Source organism: Rhizobium vallis, from assembly GCF_003985155.1.
In the GTDB taxonomy this organism is placed as follows: domain Bacteria; phylum Pseudomonadota; class Alphaproteobacteria; order Rhizobiales; family Rhizobiaceae; genus Rhizobium; species Rhizobium vallis.
The window spans coordinates 57,472-77,877 of record NZ_ML133696.1 but is presented as its reverse complement, the minus strand read 5'-3'; the positions used below and the strand labels follow the sequence as shown (position 1 = coordinate 77,877).

General features: G+C 60.9%; 18 protein-coding genes and 1 pseudogene. 12 read left to right on the top strand and 7 right to left on the bottom strand.

Going from position 1 to position 20,406, the window contains the following annotated elements; genetic code table 11:
• The first annotated feature begins 144 nt into the window (after positions 1-144).
• Together EFQ99_RS26245 and EFQ99_RS26235 are read left to right on the top strand one after the other, a co-directional pair.
• Complete coding sequence (locus EFQ99_RS26245; RefSeq protein WP_126924138.1) at positions 145-1,113, top strand: extensin-like domain-containing protein; 969 nt, start codon at positions 145-147, stop codon at positions 1,111-1,113.
• 261 nt (positions 1,114-1,374) lie between these two features.
• Positions 1,375-1,632: a CopG family ribbon-helix-helix protein gene (locus EFQ99_RS26235; RefSeq protein ID WP_126924136.1), complete on the top strand. Its 258-nt coding sequence runs from the start codon at positions 1,375-1,377 to the stop codon at positions 1,630-1,632.
• Here the strand turns inward: EFQ99_RS26235 and EFQ99_RS26230 are convergent.
• On the bottom strand, positions 1,611-3,290 hold the full coding sequence (locus tag EFQ99_RS26230; RefSeq protein WP_126924135.1) for a formate--tetrahydrofolate ligase: 1,680 nt from the start codon (positions 3,288-3,290) through the stop codon (positions 1,611-1,613). The genes EFQ99_RS26235 and EFQ99_RS26230 overlap by 22 nt on opposite strands.
• Before the next feature lie 258 nt (positions 3,291-3,548).
• Here EFQ99_RS26230 and EFQ99_RS26225 point away from each other — a divergent pair, with 258 nt between their 5' ends.
• Positions 3,549-4,070 carry a TIGR00645 family protein gene (locus EFQ99_RS26225; protein ID WP_126924134.1) on the top strand — a complete coding sequence of 174 codons (522 nt, stop codon included), beginning with the start codon at positions 3,549-3,551 and terminating at the stop codon, positions 4,068-4,070.
• A 12-nt stretch (positions 4,071-4,082) separates the two neighbouring features.
• Here the strand turns inward: EFQ99_RS26225 and EFQ99_RS26220 are convergent.
• Positions 4,083-5,024 (bottom strand): annotated as a pseudogene (locus EFQ99_RS26220) (COG3904 family protein); the annotation flags it as partial.
• 331 nt (positions 5,025-5,355) lie between these two features.
• Here EFQ99_RS26220 and EFQ99_RS26215 point away from each other — a divergent pair.
• Complete coding sequence (locus EFQ99_RS26215; RefSeq protein WP_126924132.1) at positions 5,356-6,081, top strand: helix-turn-helix transcriptional regulator; 726 nt, start codon at positions 5,356-5,358, stop codon at positions 6,079-6,081.
• A 47-nt stretch (positions 6,082-6,128) separates the two neighbouring features.
• Complete coding sequence (locus EFQ99_RS26210) at positions 6,129-6,590, top strand: PAS domain-containing protein (protein WP_126924131.1); 462 nt, start codon at positions 6,129-6,131, stop codon at positions 6,588-6,590.
• Positions 6,591-6,594: 4 nt separating this feature from the next.
• On the opposite strand, the gene EFQ99_RS26205 is transcribed toward EFQ99_RS26210, so the two are convergent.
• From EFQ99_RS26205 to EFQ99_RS26195, 3 genes are all read right to left on the bottom strand, one after another.
• Complete coding sequence (locus EFQ99_RS26205; RefSeq protein WP_126924130.1) at positions 6,595-7,725, bottom strand: DUF2333 family protein; 1,131 nt, start codon at positions 7,723-7,725, stop codon at positions 6,595-6,597.
• Between the two features lie 148 nt (positions 7,726-7,873).
• Positions 7,874-8,947, bottom strand: a complete 1,074-nt coding sequence (locus EFQ99_RS26200) for a hypothetical protein (protein ID WP_126924129.1) — start codon at positions 8,945-8,947, stop codon at positions 7,874-7,876.
• Positions 8,948-9,068: 121 nt separating this feature from the next.
• Entirely contained in the window at positions 9,069-9,671 is a 603-nt protein-coding gene (locus EFQ99_RS26195; RefSeq protein WP_126924128.1) for a thymidine kinase, read from the bottom strand.
• A gap of 237 nt (positions 9,672-9,908) precedes the next feature.
• Here EFQ99_RS26195 and EFQ99_RS26190 point away from each other — a divergent pair, with 237 nt between their 5' ends.
• The 5 genes from EFQ99_RS26190 (at position 9,909) to EFQ99_RS26170 (ending at position 14,048) form a co-directional block, all read left to right on the top strand.
• Complete coding sequence (locus EFQ99_RS26190) at positions 9,909-10,865, top strand: choline ABC transporter substrate-binding protein (RefSeq protein ID WP_126924127.1); 957 nt, start codon at positions 9,909-9,911, stop codon at positions 10,863-10,865.
• Positions 10,866-10,938: 73 nt separating this feature from the next.
• Positions 10,939-11,784: a choline ABC transporter permease subunit gene (choW, locus tag EFQ99_RS26185; RefSeq protein ID WP_126924126.1), complete on the top strand. Its 846-nt coding sequence runs from the start codon at positions 10,939-10,941 to the stop codon at positions 11,782-11,784.
• Entirely contained in the window at positions 11,781-12,833 is a 1,053-nt protein-coding gene (gene choV / locus EFQ99_RS26180) for a choline ABC transporter ATP-binding protein (protein WP_126924125.1), read from the top strand. The genes choW and choV overlap by 4 nt, the downstream gene beginning before the upstream one ends.
• Before the next feature lie 31 nt (positions 12,834-12,864).
• Positions 12,865-13,614: a HugZ family pyridoxamine 5'-phosphate oxidase gene (locus EFQ99_RS26175; RefSeq protein WP_126924124.1), complete on the top strand. Its 750-nt coding sequence runs from the start codon at positions 12,865-12,867 to the stop codon at positions 13,612-13,614.
• A 116-nt stretch (positions 13,615-13,730) separates the two neighbouring features.
• Positions 13,731-14,048, top strand: coding sequence for an ArsR/SmtB family transcription factor (locus EFQ99_RS26170; protein ID WP_126924123.1), 318 nt, complete (start codon positions 13,731-13,733; stop codon positions 14,046-14,048).
• A 132-nt stretch (positions 14,049-14,180) separates the two neighbouring features.
• On the opposite strand, the gene EFQ99_RS26165 is transcribed toward EFQ99_RS26170, so the two are convergent.
• The gene (locus tag EFQ99_RS26165; RefSeq protein WP_126924122.1) at positions 14,181-16,196 is read right to left on the bottom strand and encodes a PhoX family protein; all 2,016 of its coding nucleotides are present in this window, start codon (positions 16,194-16,196) and stop codon (positions 14,181-14,183) included.
• 249 nt (positions 16,197-16,445) lie between these two features.
• Between EFQ99_RS26165 and aptA the strand changes: the two genes are divergently transcribed.
• Positions 16,446-17,771: an omega-aminotransferase AptA gene (gene aptA, locus EFQ99_RS26160; protein WP_126924121.1), complete on the top strand. Its 1,326-nt coding sequence runs from the start codon at positions 16,446-16,448 to the stop codon at positions 17,769-17,771.
• Positions 17,772-17,869: 98 nt separating this feature from the next.
• Here the strand turns inward: aptA and EFQ99_RS26155 are convergent, their stop codons facing one another.
• A complete protein-coding gene (locus EFQ99_RS26155; RefSeq protein WP_126924120.1) occupies positions 17,870-18,784 on the bottom strand; it encodes an HD-GYP domain-containing protein in 915 nt (304 codons plus the stop codon).
• A gap of 469 nt (positions 18,785-19,253) precedes the next feature.
• Here EFQ99_RS26155 and EFQ99_RS26150 point away from each other — a divergent pair, with 469 nt between their 5' ends.
• A complete protein-coding gene (locus EFQ99_RS26150; RefSeq protein WP_126924119.1) occupies positions 19,254-20,357 on the top strand; it encodes a branched-chain amino acid ABC transporter substrate-binding protein in 1,104 nt (367 codons plus the stop codon).
• The last annotated feature ends 49 nt before the right edge of the window (positions 20,358-20,406 follow it).

The window sequence follows — 20,406 nt, the reverse complement described above, 5'->3', positions numbered from 1 at the left end:
CTTTTCGCCGCATAAAAAACATGAGCATAATTGTCAACATAATCCGCCGGTTTATGTTGAATAATAATATCAAGTTTTAGCGATCTTCCCGGACGTTGCGCAATTGCAACGAAATCCGCCCTCGCGCGTTATCCCTTCCCATCGATCAGGGATTCGGATGCGTTGAGAAAACTTTCGATACTGGCGATTCTTCTCGCCGCTACCGCCTTTCTTGCCGGCGCCCGCCTGCCCCCGCACGGTCCTCTGCCTCAACCCCGGCCCGATGCTGAAGATACGACCACCCCCACTCCGCTTCCCGATAAGGCTGGGCCGCCTGCACCGGCAGATGTGCCCGCGCCTCAGCCGAAACCTGATGTGAAGGAGCCGGAGGCACCGACCGCAAACCAACCGTCAACACCGCCGGCCGAACCGGCAAAGCCCAAGCCGGCAAAGCCGATGCAAGGCCCGCCCTTGCCGCCGGGCCACCTCGAAAGCCCGCAGGCGCCGGCGGAAGAAAATAAGCCGCCCGGCGAACAGACGCTGGAAGAGCAGCACCTGACCATCGAGCCCGAAAGCGACGCGGCACATGCCGAATGTACGGCCGCACTCCAGGCCTTGGGCGTCGTCTTCAAGGAAACGCCACGCATCGACGATGGCAATGGCTGTGGCATCGACAAGCCGATCATCGTCTCCGAACCGCTGCCCGGCATCAAACTTAAGCCCGAGGCGACGATCCGCTGTCCGGCCGCCCTCGCCCTTGCCCGTTGGATGAAGGAGAGCGTCATCCCCACAGCCTCCGCCGCCCTGCCGGAACAGGGCCGCATCACATCAGTCAACCAGGCTACGGCCTACATGTGCCGCCTGCGCAACGGTGCCGAAACCGGCAAGATCTCCGAACATGCCCGCGGCAATGCCATCGACATTGCCAGCTTCCATTTCGAAAAGGGTGAGGACGTCGCCGTCCGCTCCCGCCGCGAGGACCCGACGCTCACCGGCGCCTTCCAACGCACCGTCAGCGCCGCCGGCTGCCTCTATTTCACCACCGTCCTCGACCCCGAAAGCGACGCCGCTCACGAAACCCATTTCCATCTAGACGTGATCGAGAGGAAGGGCGGCTATCGTTATTGCCACTGATCTTTCAGTGGCTCACGATTCGCGCTTGAATCGAGGCATCGAGGAGGGAAGACTGCGTATCCAGAAAAGACACGTCAGACTGCTGGCAAAGCCCGCCAACTCCTCTTTCGTCATGCTCGGGCTTGTCCCGAGCATCTGCCTTCGGCCGATAGGGCAGCAGATCCTCGGCACAGGGCCGAGGATGACGTCGCATAGAGGGCGCGGTAGTCGCGGTGCCCCCAAAGGACACACTATCACTTTGAATTCGCGGGAGTGCCTGTCATGGCCTTATTAAGCTTCCAGATGAAAGACTCGACGGTTTCCCGTTTGGATCGACTTGCCGAAAGGCGAAAACTTTCGTCGGCACAGGTCGCAGCGCTGGCAATCGAAGAATTCATCGAACGGGAGGAATGGCAGCTCTCAGAGATCGAGGCCGCTATTCGCGAAGCCGACCAAGGCGACTTCGCTTCCGATGAGGATGTTGCCGCCGTTCTGTCCCAATATGCCAGCACGCCCGATCAGAACAGCCCCTCGATATAGCCCTGCTCATTCAAAAAAATCCGTTCCGCCGATGGTGACTTCGGCAAACCGGGCATCGTCATGATCTCGCCGGTGATGGCGACGACGAAGCCGGCGCCGGCCGAAAGCCGTACCTCGCGCACGGAGACGATATGGCCTTCCGGCGCGCCGCGCAGGTTCGGATCGGTGGAGAAGGAATACTGCGTCTTCGCCATGCAGACCGGTAGTTTGCCGTAGCCCTGCTCCTCCCATGTCTGCAATTGATCGCGCACCGCCTTGTCGGCCGTCACCTCGCCGGCATGGTAGATCTTCGAGGCGACGATCTCGATCTTTTCGAAAAGAGAGAGATCATCGCCATAGAGCGGATGGAATTTCGCCTGGCCGGATTCGGCGAGTTCCACCACCTTGTGCGCCAGTTCCTCGATGCCGGCCGACCCTTTCGCCCAGTGCTGGCAGAGGATCGCTTCGGCGCCGAGCCGCGAGACGAATTCCTTCACCGCGGCGATCTCGGCATCGGTATCCGAGGTGAAGTGATTGATCGCAACGACGACGGGCACGCCGAAACGGCGCACATTGGCGACATGCCGGCCAAGATTGGCGCAGCCCTTCTTCAGCGCCGCCACATCCTCCGTGCCGAGATCCTCCTTCCTCACCCCGCCATTCATCTTCAGCGCTCTCACGGTCGCGACGATGACGGCTGCATCCGGCTTCAGCCCGGCCTTGCGGCATTTGATGTCGAAAAATTTCTCGGCGCCGAGATCGGCCCCGAAGCCTGCTTCGGTCACCACGTAGTCGCCGAGCTTCAGCGCCGTCTTCGTCGCCGTCACCGAATTGCAGCCATGGGCGATGTTGGCGAAGGGGCCGCCATGCACGAAAGCCGGATTGTTCTCGAGCGTCTGCACCAGGTTTGGCTGCATCGCATCCTTCAGAAGCACGGCCATGGCGCCGTCGGCTTTCAGGTCACGCGCATGCACCGGCGTCCTGTCGAAGCGGTAGCCGATGATGATGTCGCCGAGCCGCCGCTCGAGATCCTTGAGATCGGTGGCGAGGCAAAGGATCGCCATCACTTCGGAGGCGACGGTGATGTCGAAGCCGCCCTGGCGCGGAAAACCGTTGGCAATGCCGCCCAGCGAGGAGACCATGCTTCTGAGCGCGCGGTCGTTCATATCCATGACCCGCCGCCAGGTGATGCGGCGGATGTCGATATTCTCTTCGTTGCCCCAGTAGATGTGATTGTCGACCATCGCCGCCAGCAGATTGTGCGCCGAGGTGATCGCATGGAAATCACCGGTGAAATGCAGGTTGATGTCTTCCATCGGCACGACCTGCGCATAACCGCCGCCGGCCGCCCCGCCCTTGATGCCGAAGCAGGGGCCGAGCGAAGCCTCGCGAATGCAGACGATGGCTTTCTTGCCGATCCGGTTCAGACCGTCGCCAAGCCCGACGGTGGTCGTCGTCTTGCCCTCGCCCGCCGGCGTCGGATTGATCGCGGTGACGAGGATCAGCTTGCCGTCCTTCTTGCCTGCCTGCGCGGCGATGAACTCGGCGCTGACTTTCGCCTTGTCGTGACCATAGGGAGCGAGATGCTCGACCGGAATGCCGAGCTTCGCCCCGATCTCGAAGATCGGTTTCTTGACCGCAGCGCGCGCGATTTCGATATCGGACTTGATTGATGGCATGGATGTTCCCCGTCCCGACCTCCGCGGGAGCGGAGGCGTTTTTCTCCCTTCATCGGGATAGCGAAATATCGGCGGGGTGTGAATAGCGCGGCGCCCTTGCGGCCGTCGCTCTTACAGCGCCGCGTGTCTTTTCAGACGCGCAAAGGACGCTGTAACACTTTCAATCCGCGCATCGATTGGAAAATCGATTCCGATTTTCCGATCGATGCGCTAGGCGTTTATGTGGCATTCAACGTCGCGGTTTGGCAGGATGAAAATATGAAATCACTGGAACTCCTCATCGAGCGCATCATCCTGTCGAGCCGCTGGATCCTTGTGGTCTTCTATATCGGCCTGGTAGCGGCGCTCGCCGTCTATGCCGTTTCCTTCGGCTACAAGTTTCTGAAGATCGCCGCCGGCGTCTTCGAACTCGACGAGGCGGAGATGATCCTCGCCATGCTCGGCCTGATCGATGCAGCCCTTGTCGCAAGCCTGATCGTCATGGTGATGATCTCGGGATACGAAAATTTCGTCAGCCGCTTTGATGAGGCCAGCGAGGCCGACAACGAGGTCTCCTTCCTCGGCAAGCTCGATTCGGGCAGCCTGAAGATCAAGGTCGCCTCTTCGATCGTCGCCATCTCCTCCATCCACCTGCTGCAGGTCTTCCTCAACGCCGACAAATATGCCGACGCCAAGATCATGTGGCTGACCTTCATGCACCTCGCCTTCGTCGCCTCCGCCGTCATGCTCGGCTTCCTGGAGAAGCTGATGAGCGTGACGTCGAAGAACGATGAAGGATAAGGGCTAGCCGCCCGAGGGCGTCGTTGACGCCGACACGGGCGTCTCGATGGCGCGACGGCCATGGCAGACGGCTTCGGGAGCGGCATCCGGCGCGCAGAGCGGCATGCCGGGCCACTCGTTGTAGGCCAGCATATCCGTCATGAGACCTGTTCGAAGGGCGTCTGCAGCCGGCACGATATGGATGCTGTCGGGCGTGGCGCTCATCATCATATCGATCACATCGTCGCTGATGCCCATTTCTTTCAGATAGGCCGTCAGGGCAACGTTGGCTTTCTTACCAAGCTTGGTGGAACTGCTCTGTCCGGCCACCTTGCGTCCGACCTCCTTGCGGGAGATTTCCTTCTTCTTGCCGTTCACGATCTTGTATTCGATGCGGTAGGAGACGCGCACCCTGTTGTAGATAGTCGTGATTTGGTGAACGCCGATGAAGGCCCATTGCGACGCGACCCGCGACGTGCCGCCGGCAAATGCCAGCGGACAGGCGGAAAAGCAGTATGCGCCGGACGAATAGGTGTAACCGGCCGCGGTGCCGTCCTTTGCGATCGCCGCATCGCAGAGCGTTTCCTGAACCGGGCAACCCTTCAGCCGCGTGCCGCCGACCGCCGTCTCCAAGCCCGCCTTGCGGATCATCCGGCCCATCGTGTAGGCGGCCTCGACGTCGCCTCCTTCCGAGCGCAAGACGACCGGCAGTTTCCGGTCGCCGATTTTCTTGAGGATTTTTCTCAAGCGAGCGGGCGTATCAGCGGCTATCCGCCCCTCCGCCGATATCCATTCCGGGCAGTTCTCCTGGCAGAGGGAGCTGCGCACGATGATGAACCGCATCGGGGGCTGTTCGGCCTGCTTCTTCTGCTCGGCAGCCTGCGAGGTTGCAGCGATCGGCAAGGTCAAAAGGAACAAAGAAAGTAATATCAGGGAAAACAGATACTTCGCTAGAAAAGAAATTGCAAAGCGCACGATTAAATGCCTCATTTATACATGCCAATATGCTTAGCAATTGCATTGAATCGCAGCAAGCCGGATTTCAATGGCGGTTGCCGCCCAGGCTCTCCCCGAAGTGATTCTCTTCCGGTCCGGCGTAGCTGAAATTCACAGTCATCAGGTCACGAACGACGTCACTGATACCGCAACGGTACTTGCCTCATCGGCAACTCAACCGAGGCGCGCGCAGTTGTGACTATTTCTTCACAATTTGAATTAATCGGCTTGTATGAAGTCGGTGGGGACTAGCATACGGCCGAGATTCTGTGTCTGATAGCGGTAACATAAGACTGCCGGGGGCGTATAAATGTCTTACATGACCACCTCTGAAAGACAGTCACTGCTTTCGGCGGAACTTGCGAGCGCAAGAACACGTGGCCTCTTTGCACAGGCGCTCAACAGAATATCCACGGCTTTCGGCCTGTCGCATGCGACTGTGATGCTCGCCCCCTCGCCGGAAGACCTTCTCCTGAAACCGCTCTTGATCGAGAGTTCTCTTCCCGCCGCTTATATCAGGGATTTCGACCGCGCCCACATGATGCGTGGCTGCCCGTTCGGCTTGCGGCTGAGGGAGTCGGTCGTGCCGCCGGTGTGGCATCTGAACGACGCCGTCAATGGCCAGGCCTTCCCCGCCGAACTGCGCGCCCTGATGCTGCGCCATGCCATACCGGCGGGCATCGCCATGCCGACCATTGCAGCCGACGGCCAGCGCCTGGTCTTCTGGTTCTGCGGCGAACGGGCCGCACTCGGCCAGAGCGAAGTCAACGAGCTGGCGATGATCATTCTGCATGCGCTCGATGCGTATAATGCAGTCAAGCGCAATGAGGAAAGCGCGCACAACGCGCTCTCGGCGCGCGAACTGGAAGTCGTGCGCTGGACGGCGCAAGGCAAGACCTCGATCGAGATCGGCCAGATCCTGGCGCTGTCGGACCATACGGTGAACGCCTACATGACGAACGCGATCAAAAAACTCGATTGCGTCAACCGTACGCAGTTGGTAGCGAAGGCCATTCGATTGAAGCTGATCAACTGAAAAATTCAGAAGAGAGTCAGCGGGTCGTCCCCTGACCTGGTGGAATTGTGCCCCTTCGCTTCGAACAGCCCGTTATCGACAAGATCGAACAATCCCGCGCCCATATCGGCATCACCGATGCGGAAATCATCCAGATGTTCGCCGCCTACCGCCTTTTCGGTTTCTGGCGTATCGACATCGAGACCGGACATTTCTTTGCAAGCGAGGATGTGCACGCGATCTTCGACCTCCCCCACAGTGAAGGTCCGGTCAATCTCGTTGAACTGATGTCGCGCATCCACGAGGAAGATCGCAGCCTGATCGCCGAAACCTTCGAACAGGCAAGCCTTCACCGCGTCGGCTTCCATTTCGTCTATCGCGTCGACAACCGGCTCGGCGGCTACAAGCTGGTACGCAGCGTCGGCCGCTTCCGCGACGACCAAAGCGGCGGCGGCATCGTCGGCGTCACCTATGAATTCGTCGAGAAGCTGCGCATCGTCGGCTTCGAGGACAACGCGCTGCCCCGTTGAGTTTTTAGCGGTCGAGCACCGACCGGATCTCGACCAGGTTCGAACGAACTCTCAGGATATAGAAGCCCATGGTGGCGAGATGGCTCGGCATGATCCAGCCGTCCTCGCGCCCGTTCGAGATGATCGCCGGCTGGATGCGCAACGCCGCCTGGAATTGCCGCGTCGTGCCGCCCCAGATCGCACCGAGATTGCGTTCCTGCACCACCTGCGAGAAATCGGCCTGTGCGGCGGTCAGGATGGCGTAGTAGGCGTAGAGCTGGCCATAGGCGAACCAGAACCGGTCGTCGGCACGCGTATCGAACCAGCCGCGATTGTGGTTTTCCGAGCGCTCGGCAAGCATGTCGGAAGTGCTGCCGAGATCGTTGGCGATGCGGTCGATGAACTGCATCAGATTGTCGGCGCGGCCATCAAAAATGGCATTGCAGGCGGCCAAATCGGTGTTGAATTTGCGCAGGCTGCCCATTGCCGTACGGTAATAGGATGGCGTGGGCGTCTTCAGCCCGAACGGATTGAGCCCGAAATACCAGCTGTATTCATCGAACTGCAGATTGCCGCGCGCGCTTTGCAAATCGTTGTTGATGCCCGAAGTGCCGCGCACGCGCCCGAGCGTATCGACAAGCTCCGCCGACGTCCGGCGGACCGCCTGGTTGATGCCGCGCTGGAACGATGCCTTGTTGTCGAGGAAGGGCGTGTGATCCCAGTCGATGCCAAAGAAGCCCATCTTGTAGAGCAGCATGGAGGATATCCATGCGTTCTGGTTGACATTGAAATCAGTCAAGTCGGCCGTGACGTCAACGATGGCCGAGCGCTGGCAGGTTTTCGGAGCGGTCGCATTGGCTCCCTCGGCAACCGGCAGTTCCTGCCCGGCGGCAACCTTGCGCTCGGAGAGCCGGTACTGGTCGACGAAGGCGGTGTTGAAATTCGACCAGACCTGCGTCTGCCAGAAGAAATAGCCGTAGAGCACTGCGAAAAGCGCTACGAGCGCGATGACCGGCAATCGGATCATCCAACTCCGGCGCTGATACCAGCCGTGCGCAGCGAGAAAGGGCCAGAAGGCCCAGGCGAAAAACAGGCGGGCCCAGCGGCCGATCGTGTGGCCGATCAGCCTGAAAAAACCGGCTATCCGGTCAAGCATCGTCGTCTCCTGTCAGGCGAGGCGAACATCGGGGCATCGCCGCCCCGTTGCATCCACATATGCGCTAGATGGGCCAAGCACAACACGAGCCCTCCGATTTTTCGGACGGAAAGATTGCGCAAAAGCGGCGCCGACCGCGCGCGGCCGCTCAGGAGCGCGGGAAAGGCAGCCTGAGACGGAAGGACCCGCGCGCCGTATCGATCAGCGGCGCTCCCGATGCTTCCGGCAACGGTTCGCCATAGGCCGGGAACCTGCCCGTGGCTTCGAGATCGGCGCGGCTCTTGCGCCGCTCCAGATCCTGGGCGACCAGCATGCCCTTCTCAAACAGCCTGATCGGCGCCGCGATATCGGGAAAGAATTCCGGCTTGATCCGCATCTTCATGCCCGGCCGGTCGGTATCGACCTGCGCCTGATAGATGATCAGCCGCTCCTCGACATCGATCATCAGCTTGCGCAGCAACACGTTGCATGCGGCGATCCGGCCGTTCAGCGAATCGACGAAGGATTGGAACAGCCCGATGAAGTGCTCGCGCCGCTGGCTGTCGTCGCGCATCTCATGCTCCTCGGCGGAAATACGCTCGGCCTCCGCCTTCAGCGCTCGCCGCTCCGCCTCCATCTGCTCCCAATGCGCCCTGTTGCCATAGACGCCGATGCGGCCCTGGGTCGTCAGCGCCTTGGCGTTGAGCTCTTTCATCTTGAGCCGGGCGATATCGATGGAATCGACCAGCCGGCGCCGTTGCTCGACGATGTCGACGAGGCCGCGTTCGGCTGCCTTGTGCCGTTCGGTGATCCAGACGCGCTGGCTTGCGATCAGCCTGGCGAGCGCGTCGGACTTTGTCAGAAGATCGAGCAGTCGCTCGACAACGGGCGCCTCGCGCACGCGTTCGGTATACATGCGCCACATCCGCTGGCGTGATGTCCAGCCCGCCATCTTCTCGCGCAACGTCAGCCCCCGGAAACTGTCGAGATCGGCCGAAACCTCGGCCGTCAGGCGATCGAGGGAAAAGACCAGCTCGGCGAGCAGCGCATCGAGCGCGGCGCCGTCGGCAATATCGGCCTGGAAACGGGCATTCTGTTCAAGGAAGACCTCGTCGGCCGACTGCGTTTCGTCGGTGCTGAAGTCGCTGATACAGGCCACGCAATAGGCGCCCTCAGCCGCAATTTTCTCGGCAAGGCCGACTGCGGCTTCATACTGGCTGTCGAATGGCGGGGATTTGCGCAACCAAGCCTCTCCAGGGAATCTCCTGCGCTTAAGCTAGAGCATGATGCCGAAAAGTGTGAGCGGTTTTCGGACGACGTCATGCTCCATTATATCGGTTGCGACGCCGAAGAAACAGGCGGCTTCAGACCGGCTCGGCGATCCAGGCGCCGTTCATCGCATCGTCCCAGTGCCTGCGGCAGAGCGAAACATATTTCTCGTTGCCGCCGACGTCGATCTGCGCGCCTTCGTGCAGCACCTTTCCCTCCGCGTCGAGCCGCACCACCATCGTCGCCTTGCGCCCGCAATGGCAGATCGTGCGCACCTCGCGCATTTCGTCGGCGATCGCCAGGAGCTCCTGCGAGGCCGGAAACAGCTTGCCCTGGAAATCGGTTCTGAGCCCGTAAACCATGACGGGGATACCGAGCCTGTCGACGACACGGGCGAGCTGCCAGACATGGACGGAGGTCATGAAGTGCGCCTCATCGACGAAGACGCAGGAAATCGGCGCTCCCTCGCCGCTCAAGCCCGCGATCAGCCGGAACAGATCCTCGTGCGGCTCGAAGGGAATGGCGCTCGCCTCCAGCCCGATCCGCGAGCCGATGATGCCCCGCCCGGTGCGCTCGTCGAAGGCGGCAATCAGCTGCACCGTGCGCATGCCGCGCTCCTGGTAATTGTAGGAGGCTTGCAGCAGCATCGTCGACTTGCCGGCGTTCATCGTCGAGTAGTTGAAATAGAGTTTTGCCATCCGATTTCTCCTTAATCGGCTTATTGAAAGCTCGGAATGGCAAAGAAAAGCCCCATGAAGGCGATAATCACAGGAATCCATGCTCGAAAACCGCCAAAACCCCGGAAAACAGGGGGCAAGACAAAAACACGCCGACGTCGCAATCGCACCTGTTGATACGACGCAAACACACTGAGGTCGCTTGTCAAACTGGGTTATTGGTGATTGGCTTGGGAACTTAAAGACTGGGAGTCTAAAATGAAAACAACAAGCACATTCAAATTTGTCACTGCGACTGCCGTTGCCGCCCTCTCCATTGCGACCGCCGCATTCGCCGCCGATCCCGACAGCTGCTCGACGGTCCATTTCTCGGACGTTGGCTGGACTGATATCACCGCCACCACCGCAACCGCGTCCGTCGTCCTGAAAAGCATCGGCTATCAGACGGACATCAAGGTCCTCTCGGTGCCGGTCACCTACACCTCGCTGAAGAACAAGGACATCGACATCTTCCTCGGCAACTGGATGCCGACGCAGGAAAAGGATGTCCGTCCTTACCTCGACGACAAGTCGGTCGAATCCTTCGGCCCTAATCTCGTCGGCGCCAAGTACACGCTCGCCACCAACGCCAAGGGTGCGGAGCTCGGCATCAAGGACTTCAAGGATGTCGCCGCCCACAAGGACGATCTCGACGGCAAGGTCTACGGCATCGAGCCCGGCAATGACGGCAACCGCCTGATCATGGACATGATCGAAAAGAACACCTTCGGCATGAAGGATATGGAAGTCGTCGAATCCTCCGAACAGGGCATGCTCGCCCAGGTCGCCCGCGCTGAAAAGGCAGGCAAGCCCGTTGTCTTCCTCGGCTGGGAACCGCATCCGATGAACACCAACTTCAAGCTGACCTACCTCACCGGCGGTGACGATATCTTTGGGCCCGATTTCGGCGGCGCCAAGGTCTACACCAACGTCCGCGCCGGCTATCTCACCGATTGCCCGAATGTCGGCGCGATGCTGAAGAACATGACGTTCTCCCTCCAGATGGAGAACCAGATCATGGGCAAGATCCTCGACGACGGCAAGGAGCCGGAAGCTGCGGCCACCGAATGGCTGAAGGCGAACCCCTCCGCCCTCGAGCCCTGGCTCGCCGGCGTCAAGACCCGCGACGGCAAGGGCGACGCACTGGCGGCCGCCAAGACCGGCCTCGGCCTTTGATGATATGAACGGGGCGGCGAGCCGCCCCGTTTCATTTTGTCCATTGTTGATTTTTTTCGGATAGGCGCGCCCCTTGAATTGGATCACCGACTTTAAGATTCCCATCGGCCCCTGGGCCAAGTCCTTCGTGGATTGGCTCACCTCGAACGGCGCGTGGTTCTTCGACCAGCTCGCCTCCCTGCTGTCGCACGTCATCGACGGCCTGCTCTTCGTGCTGCAGAAGCCGCACCCGCTGATCGTCATCGCCGCCATCGCCGCCATCGCCTTTTGGCTGCGCCGGTCGATCGCGGTCACCCTCTTTACCTGTCTTGGCCTGCTGCTCATCATGAACCAGGGCTACTGGAAGGAAACGACGGAGACGCTCGCTCTCGTGCTCGCCTCCACGTTCGTCAGTATGGTGATCGGCATTCCGCTTGGGATTGCAGCGGCTCGCCGCGCCTGGATCTATTCCGCCATGCGCCCGGCGCTCGATCTGATGCAAACCATTCCGACATTCGTCTACCTGATCCCGGCGCTGATCCTGTTCGGCCTCGGCATGGTGCCGGGCCTGATCGCGACCGTCATCTTCGCGATCCCTGCCCCGATCCGGCTCACTCGCCTCGGCATCATCTCGACGCCGCCCTCCCTCGTCGAAGCTGCGGTCGCTTTCGGCGCCAGGCCGATGCAGGTGTTGCGCAAGGTCGAGCTTCCCTTCGCCGCGCCGCAGATCATGGCAGGCCTCACCCAGACCATCATGCTGTCGCTGTCGATGGTCGTCATCGCCGCCCTCGTCGGCGCCGATGGTCTCGGCGTGCCTGTCGTGCGCGCTCTGAACACCGTCAATGTTGCGAAAGGCTTCGAAGCCGGTCTTTGCATCGTCATCCTGGCGATCATTCTCGACCGCATGTTCCGCACGGCGGGTGAAGGAGACGGTGCATGACCGCGGTAAGCTTCAACAATGTCAGCATCATCTTCGGCGACCGGCCGGAAACAGCCCTTGCCATGGTCGACCAGGGCAAAACGCGCGACGAGATCGGCGCCGCCACCGGCCTGGTGCTCGGCGTCGCCGATGCCTCGCTGACGATCGAGGAAGGCGAGATCCTGGTGCTGATGGGCCTGTCCGGGTCCGGCAAGTCGACGCTGCTGCGCGCCGTCAACGGGCTTGCCCCTGTCGTGCGCGGCGATGTCGCGGTCTCCACGACCACCGGCTCCGTCAACCCATACAAGTGCAACTCCAAGGCCCTGCGCGACCTGCGCACCCACACCGTCTCCATGGTGTTCCAGCAATTCGCCCTCCTGCCCTGGCGCACGGTGGCCGAGAATGTCGGCTTCGGCCTCGAGCTCGCCGGCATGCCGGAGGCCGAGCGCAAGGTCCGCGTCGCTGAACAGCTCGAACTCGTCAACCTGACCAAATGGGCGGGACGCAAGGTCAACGAGCTGTCAGGCGGCATGCAGCAGCGTGTCGGCCTTGCCCGCGCCTTTGCCACAGGCGCTCCGATCCTGCTCATGGACGAGCCTTTCTCCGCACTCGATCCGCTGATCCGCACCCGCCTGCAGGACGAGCTCCTGGAGTTCCAGCGGCGGCTGAAGAAGACCATTCTCTTCGTCAGTCACGATCTCGACGAGGCCTTCCGCATCGGCAACCGCATCGCCATCATGGAGGGCGGCCGCATCATCCAGTGCGGAACGCCGCACGACATCGTCAAGAACCCTGCCGATCAGTACGTCGCCGACTTCGTGCAGCACCTCAATCCGATCAACATGCTGACCGCATCCGACGTCATGCAGCCTGGCCTCGGCCAGACGGCCGCCGGCATGAGCGTCAGCGCCACGGCCCGCGCCGCAACCCCGCTGGTCGATATCCTCGACGTGCTCGCCCGCCAGCCGGGCAGCATCGGCATCGTCGAGAACGGCTCAGTCATCGGCACGATCACGGCGCAGGACGTCATTGCCGGCCTCACCCGCCATCGCCGCAAGGAGGATGCTTGATGTTTTCACTCCGCTTTGCCACAAAGCGGATATGAAAGATCAGCCCTCCCCCTTACGCGAAACCGACGACGAGGCCCGAAAACTCGCCCGCGTACTTCTGCGCTCAGCAAGGTACGCGGCGATTGCCGTTCTCGATCCCGAGACCGGCTTTCCCTTCGCAAGCCGCGTCCTGCTCGCCACCGATATCGACGGCGCGCCCGTCATTCTCGTGTCCAGGCTGTCGGCCCACACTAAGGCGCTCACGAGCGACCCGCGCGCATCGCTGCTAACAGGTGAACCCGGCAAGGGCGATCCCCTCGCCCACGGCCGCCTGACGACCCAATGCCTGGCGACACCGATCGAGCGCGGCCACGTGCTGTACGAGCGCATCCGCACGCGTTTTCTCGATCGCCATGAGAAGGCAAAGCTTTACATCGATTTTCCTGATTTCCTTTTCTTCCGCCTCGAACCGGAACAGGCAAGCCTCAATGGCGGCTTCGGCCGTGCCTATCTGCTCGAAGGCCGCGACCTCATCATCCAGTCCCCGGCAAATGAGGAGGTCGCCGCAAAAGCTGATGAAACAGTGCAAGATTTAATAGGGCGCCACCCCGACATAGCCGAGAGGCTCGCAACGCGGCTAAGGGCACCGGAATCGGGTTCCTGGCGCATTTGCGGTATCGATCCCGCGGGCTTTGATATCGTTTCCGGTGATTTTCTGCTGCGATACGAATTCGAAACCCTCGCTGTGGATTCCGATCACATTTGTTCAAACATATCTAAAATAGCATACTCGATACCTTAAATTTAGGTATATACAATCTTCGAGCCTAATTGCTAATTTTCGCCGCCCAGTCGAAACTCCGGCTGACAGCCTGTGCCAACACGGATGATGTACGTTTCGCATTAGGAAGATAACATATGGAAACCTCTGATTTGGCCGACCACACGAATGTGGCGGCAGCGTTATTATCGGCCATGGCCAACCCGAAAAGATTGCTGATCCTGTGCAGCCTCGTGAAGGGTGAAGTGGCCGTCGGCGTGCTCGCGACACAAGTCGGCCTCAGCCAGTCGGCGCTCTCCCAGCACCTGTCGAAGCTGCGTGCTCAAAAGCTCGTCAAGACCCGCCGGGACGCACAGACGATCTACTATTCCAGCAGCTCCGAGCCGGTCATGAAGATCCTAGCGACGCTCGAAGACATCTACCTCGTCCAGAGCAGGAATAGATCCGCGGCCTGATAATGATAGCGCTGACATGACTGTCAGCCGACATCGCGCTGTAAGGGGATGTTCCCGGAGGCGCGGCAACGATATTTCAGCACCAGAACCTTAATGGCACGACCGGCAGATCTCGCGATTTGCCGGTCGTGCCTATTGGAAGCCAGCCGCCTTTTCCGCTCCTGTCGGCGCAATTTTACTCCCGACAACACCGTTATTGGCGCGGCTCAGCACCACCAGCGACGGACGGGCGGGCATGCCGGGCTTGAAATCCGGCCAGTTGGTACCGGCATCTTCCATCGAGGTCGCATCCTCGTTATCGGCCATCCTGAGTTCACCTGGGTGCTGGACGGAGAGGAAGACGCTGCTGCCGTCCGAGGTGAAGGTCGGCGAACAGGTTTCCGAGCCGACCGGCGCGATATAGAACAGCTTCGGCAGCGCCCGGCCCGGGCCTTCGGTATCCATGACATAGACGGAATCAGCGATGCCTTCCGGCGGCGGACCATCGGTGGTGACCCAGAGGCGGCCGGCCGGATCGACGGCGAGATTGTCGGGGTCGGTGAACCAGCCGGCCGACGTCGTGGCCGGATGAAACATCGCCTGGTCCTCGGGTTTGGCGGGATCGCCGCAGAGAATGAAGACGTCCCACTTGAAGCTGGCAGCCGCATACTCCGGCTTTTCGGGACCGCCGGGTGCGGTAAGCTCCAAAAGGTGGCCGTGCGGGTTGGGGCCGCGCGGATTGGCGATGTTGACCATCTCCTTCTCGTCGCCGCCCTCGCCCTTCGGCAGCCTGTCCTCGTTCTCGGTCATGGCGACATACAGCTTGCCGGTGCCCAGATGCGGAATGAAGCCTTCCGGCCCATCCATCGGCGTCGCGCCCACAAGGTCGGCTGCGGCGCGCGTCGCCAGCACGACGTCGGCCTGGCTCTTGAAGCCGGCTTCCGCCGTCAGCGGCCCCGCGCCCGCAATCAGCGGGATCCAGGCCATCGTGCCGTCGCTTTCGAACTTGGCGACGGCAAGCGTGCCGTGGTCGAGCAGATCCTTGTTGGCAGCGCGATCATTCGGGTTCCAGGGATCGCGGGTGACGAAACGGTAGATATATTCGAAATCGTCGTCATCGCCCATGAACACCACCACCCGGCTGTCGGGAGCGACACAACACTGCGCGCCCTCATGCGTCATGCGGCCGAGCGAGGTACGCTTGATGGGCTTTGCAGAAGGGTCGAACGGATCGATCTCGACCACCCAATCGAAACGCATCCATTCGTTCGGCTCTTCCTCGAACTTGAAGCGCGGCTCGACGCGGCTGACGGAGTAGATGTCGTTCTCATCCTCATCCCAGCCCTGGCGCTCGACCAGTTCCTGGTTCGTCAGCGTCTTGTAGTCGCCGGCGAAGGCGTCCATCGCGCCTTCCTCGCCCGACAGCATCGTGCCCCAGGGAGTGATGCCGCCATTGCAGTTCGAAACCGTGCCGAAGACGAGGGTGCCGCTCGGATCGGCCTTGGTCTTCAGGCGCTCGTCGCCGGCGGCCGGGCCCGAGATGCCGATCTCGGTACTCATATGGATGCGCCGATTGTACTTGCCGTCCTTGACGATCGCCCACTGGCCGTCCGTCTTCTTCACCTCGAAGATCGAGACGCCGAGGGCAGCCATGATGGCGCGGATCTGGTTGTCCGTCAGCTTCCCGCGGTAGTCCTCCTTCGTCAGGCCGGGAAACATCAGGAAGGGCTTCGCATATTCGTGGCTGACGACCATCAACCCATGATCGGAGCTCTTCTCGCCCCAGGGCAGCGGCAGGAACTGCGTGAAATCGTTGTTGTAGCCGAACTGCCGCTCGGCGGCCTTGCCATCAAGCGTGGCGATATCGAATTCCGGACTGTCGGGGAACAGGCCGTCGCCCCAGCGCGCCAGGATCTGGCGCTCATAACCCTCAGGCCAATGGTCGGCGGCATCGCGCACGCGCTTGAGTTCGGGAAATGTCAGACTGGAATCGATTGCCTCCGCGCGCGAAGTTCCAAGCGCCGGCGCAAGTGCCGCAGCACCCATGGCGGCGAGGAAGCCCTTGAGCACGCTGCGGCGGCGAACGCCCTCTTCGAGAATGGCGCCGTAACTCGGCGCGAATGCGCGGCGCGCGGTGGGCCGCGCTCTTGTCTTCTGACGGTCAGACATGAGTATCTCCGGTCGAAATATCGTTTGATTTCAGTGGATTGATGAAAATGCCATTGCGCCCGCAGGCCATCGCTTTTTGTAGCAAGGCGAGGCGAAGGATTGATGACGGGCGGCCCGCGCCTGCAGGTCCTCAGAGCAGCTTTCGGGACTTTTCCCGTTGACGCGTCGGGAAGCCCTGATAATTTGACCGGATAGTAAAAATATGGGCGTAAAGCCCGGGAACCGGCCGTCGGCGGCCAGGAGAACAGCATGTCCAATCGCCTCAATGCACCGAACGATCTTCGCGCCTTCTGGATGCCGTTTACGGCTAACCGGCAGTTCAAGAAGGAGCCGCGTTTGTTCGTCGGCGCCAAGGACATGTATTATACGACGCATGACGGCCGCCAGGTGCTGGACGGCACCGCGGGCCTCTGGTGCGTCAATGCCGGCCACTGCCGCCCGAAGATCACCGAGGCGATCCGCGAGCAGGCCGGCGAACTCGATTACGCGCCCGCCTTCCAGCTCGGCCACCCCAAGGCCTTCGAATTGGCAAACCGCCTGATCGATATCGCGCCGGAAGGCCTGAACCACGTTCTCTACACCAATTCCGGCTCCGAATCAGTGGAGACCGCGCTCAAGGTGGCGCTCGCCTATCACCGCGTGAAGGGCAATGGTTCACGCTTCCGCCTGATCGGCCGCGAGCGCGGCTATCACGGCGTCAATTTCGGCGGCATCTCGGTCGGCGGCATCGTCAGCAACCGCAAGATGTTCGGCACGCTTCTGACCGGCGTCGATCACATGCCGCACACCCACCAGCCGGGCAAGAACAACTTCACCCGCGGCGAGCCCGAGCACGGCGGCGATATCGCGACCGAGCTGGAGCGTATCGTCACGCTGCATGACGCCTCCACCATCGCCGCCGTCATCGTCGAGCCTGTGGCCGGCTCGACCGGCGTGCTGATCCCGCCGAAGGGTTACCTGCAGAAGCTGCGCGACATCTGCACCAAGCACGGCATCCTTCTGATCTTCGACGAGGTCATCACCGGCTTCGGCCGCCTCGGCGCCCCCTTCGCCGCGCAATATTATGACGTCAAGCCCGACATGATCACCGCCGCCAAGGGCCTGACCAACGGCGTTATCCCAATGGGCGCCGTCTTCGTCACCTCCGAGATTCATGATGCCTTCATGAACGGGCCGGAGCACATGATCGAGTTTTTCCACGGCTATACCTATTCCGGCAACCCGATCGCTTCCGCCGCCGCCCTCGCCACGCTCGACACCTACAAGGAAGAAGGCCTGCTCACCCGCGCAGCCGAGCTTTCCGACTACTGGGCCGATGCGCTGCACTCGCTGAAGGATTGCCCCAATGTCATCGACATCAGAAATACCGGCCTGATCGGCGCGATCGAACTCGATCCCATTGCCGGCGAACCCACCAAGCGCGCCTTCACTGCCTTCCTGAAAGCCTATGAAAGCGGCCTCCTGATCCGCACCACCGGCGATATCATCGCGCTCTCCCCGCCGCTGATCATCGAGAAGCAGCATATCGACGAGCTCTTCGGCAAGCTGCGGACCATCCTGCAGAACAACATCTGAGAAAACTCAAAAGCTTCCGGCATCAGGGCTTGCGTGTTTGAAAAGACGCGCAGGCCCTGCAAGTCCACGCGGGCCCTTGTCGCAAAGCCGAATAGAGCTCAGCCCACCGCAGCAACGGAAAGGCAGAGGGCGAATTTCTTCAAGAGCCGGCGATCGAAATGGCCTTCGCTGCCAAGCATCCATTTCAATGCTTGGCTCGCATTCCATGGCGCCCTGTACGGCCGCACCGAGGTGACGGCGTCATAGACGTCGCAGATCGCAGCAAGACGTGCGTGGAAGCTGACCTGCGTCTCGGAAAGTTTGCGGGGATAGCCCTTGCCGTCGAGACGCTCATGATGGTTGAGGCAGACGTCGAGAACGATTTCCGACATGCCTTCCTGGCGCGACAGGATCGCGTGGCCTTTTTCAGGATGATCGCGGATCATCTTGATCTCGTTCTCGTCCAGGGGGCCTTCCTTGTTGAGGACCTCGAGCGGAATTTCGAGCTTGCCGACGTCGTGCAGCAATCCTGCCGTGCCGAGCATCTGCACGGTCGCCTCGTCGAGCCCGAGATGACGACTGAAGAGGATCATCAGCGCACTCACGGAAATGGAATGCAGGAACGTCGTTTCGTCTTTGGATTTCAGCCGCGTAACGCTGAGAAAGACAGTCGGATTCTGATCCAGCGACTTGGAGACCGAGGAAATCACCGGCGCCACCTGATCGACGCTGATCCCATCGCCGTGCTGGAGCCGACCGAAAACACCTTCCAGCACCTGCATCGATTTCTGAATGGTCTCGCGTGCCGCCTTGGTGTCGATCTCGGTATTGCCACCTGACAGGCCGTTAAGGTCGACCCCTCTGCTGGTGTTGATGATCACAGCTTCAATGCCGCTCCTGCGAAGCTTCTGGGCATCAACTTCACGACGCAGGAGAAATCTTCGCTTGGACAGAAGAGGATCCTGCCAGGCACCCTCGATCGCCTCTACAAACATTCCGGTGCGCACCTGTCTGGCTTCGATACGCTTGAGCATCCAGATCTCTGTTCCTGAAATATCTCTCTGTTAAATGTCGACCATTCTTTTGCATCGCAGCAATATATAGGCGCAATCAATGGTTCTACCCTAATTGGTAGAATCAAGTGTTAATCTCAGACAGAATTCGGTGGTCGGAAATGCCAGGAGAGCTGCAGCGCGAACCGTAGGGTTCATCGGCGCACCGTGCCGATACGGGTTCAACATCCTCCAAAGATCGGCGATTTTTCACGATTTCGAGCTGGATCGCCTCGATTCTCCTTTCATTTTGTTATCATCTTGCGGAATCTCACCAAAATTCCTAGAAATCTAGCCATTGCACCCGTCCGAGCCAAATATGGCCGGAGGGCGCATTTGATCGCGCCGATACCGATCGTCCTTGGCACGGCCCGGAGGCCGTTGAACGATCCAGAAAAGCCGGCGCGGCGCTTCATCGTGGGTCGGACGACCCCATCCAAGGAGACAGACAATGACCCTCAAGACATTGACGGCGGCCCTCGTCGCGTCACTCGCCTTTGCTCCGCTTGCCCATGCCGATATCACCATCGGCCTGATCGCACCGCTGACCGGCCCCGTCGCGGCCTATGGCGACCAGGTGAAGAACGGCGCCCAGACCGCCGTCGACGAGATCAACAAGAAGGGCGGCATTCTCGGCGAGAAGGTCGTCCTCGAACTGGCCGACGATGCCGGCGAACCGAAACAGGGCGTTTCCGCCGCCAACAAGGTCGTCGGCGACGGCATCCGCTTCGTCGTCGGCCCGGTGACGTCGGGCGTCGCCATCCCCGTTTCGGACGTTCTGGCTGAAAACGGCGTGCTGATGGTCACTCCGACCGCGACGGCTCCCGATCTCACCAAGCGCGGCCTCACCAACGTGCTGCGCACCTGCGGCCGCGACGACCAGCAGGCCGAAGTCGCCGCCAAATACGTGCTGAAGAATTTCAAGGACAAGCGTGTCGCCATCGTTAATGACAAGGGCGCTTACGGCAAGGGCCTCGCCGACGCCTTCAAGGCGACGCTGAATGCCGGCGGCATCACCGAAGTCGTCAATGATGCGATTACCCCAGGCGACAAGGATTTCAGCGCGCTCACCACCCGCATCAAGTCCGAGAAGATCGATATCGTCTATTTCGGCGGCTACCACCCGGAAGGCGGCCTGCTCGCCCGCCAGCTGCATGACCTCGCCGCCAACGCGATGATCATCGGCGGCGACGGCCTCTCCAACACCGAATTCTGGGCCATCGGCACGGATGCGGCAGCAGGCACGCTGTTCACCAATGCGTCCGACGCCACCAAGAGCCCGGATTCCAAGACTGCCGCCGATGCGCTCACCGCCAAGAACATCCCGGCCGAAGCCTTCACGCTGAACGCCTTTGCCGCCGTCGAAGTTCTGAAAGTCGGCATCGAAAAGGCCGGCAGCGCCGAAGATGCGGAAGCCGTCGCGGCCGCGTTGAAGGGCGGCATGGAGATCCCGACCGCCATCGGCAAGCTCACCTACGGCGAAACCGGCGACCTCACCTCGCAGAGCTTCTCGCTCTACAAGTGGGAAGGCGGCAAGATCGTCGCTGCCGAGTAAGCCGCGACGCAGAGACAGAGATCGGGCGCCGCAAGGCGCCCGGTTGCGT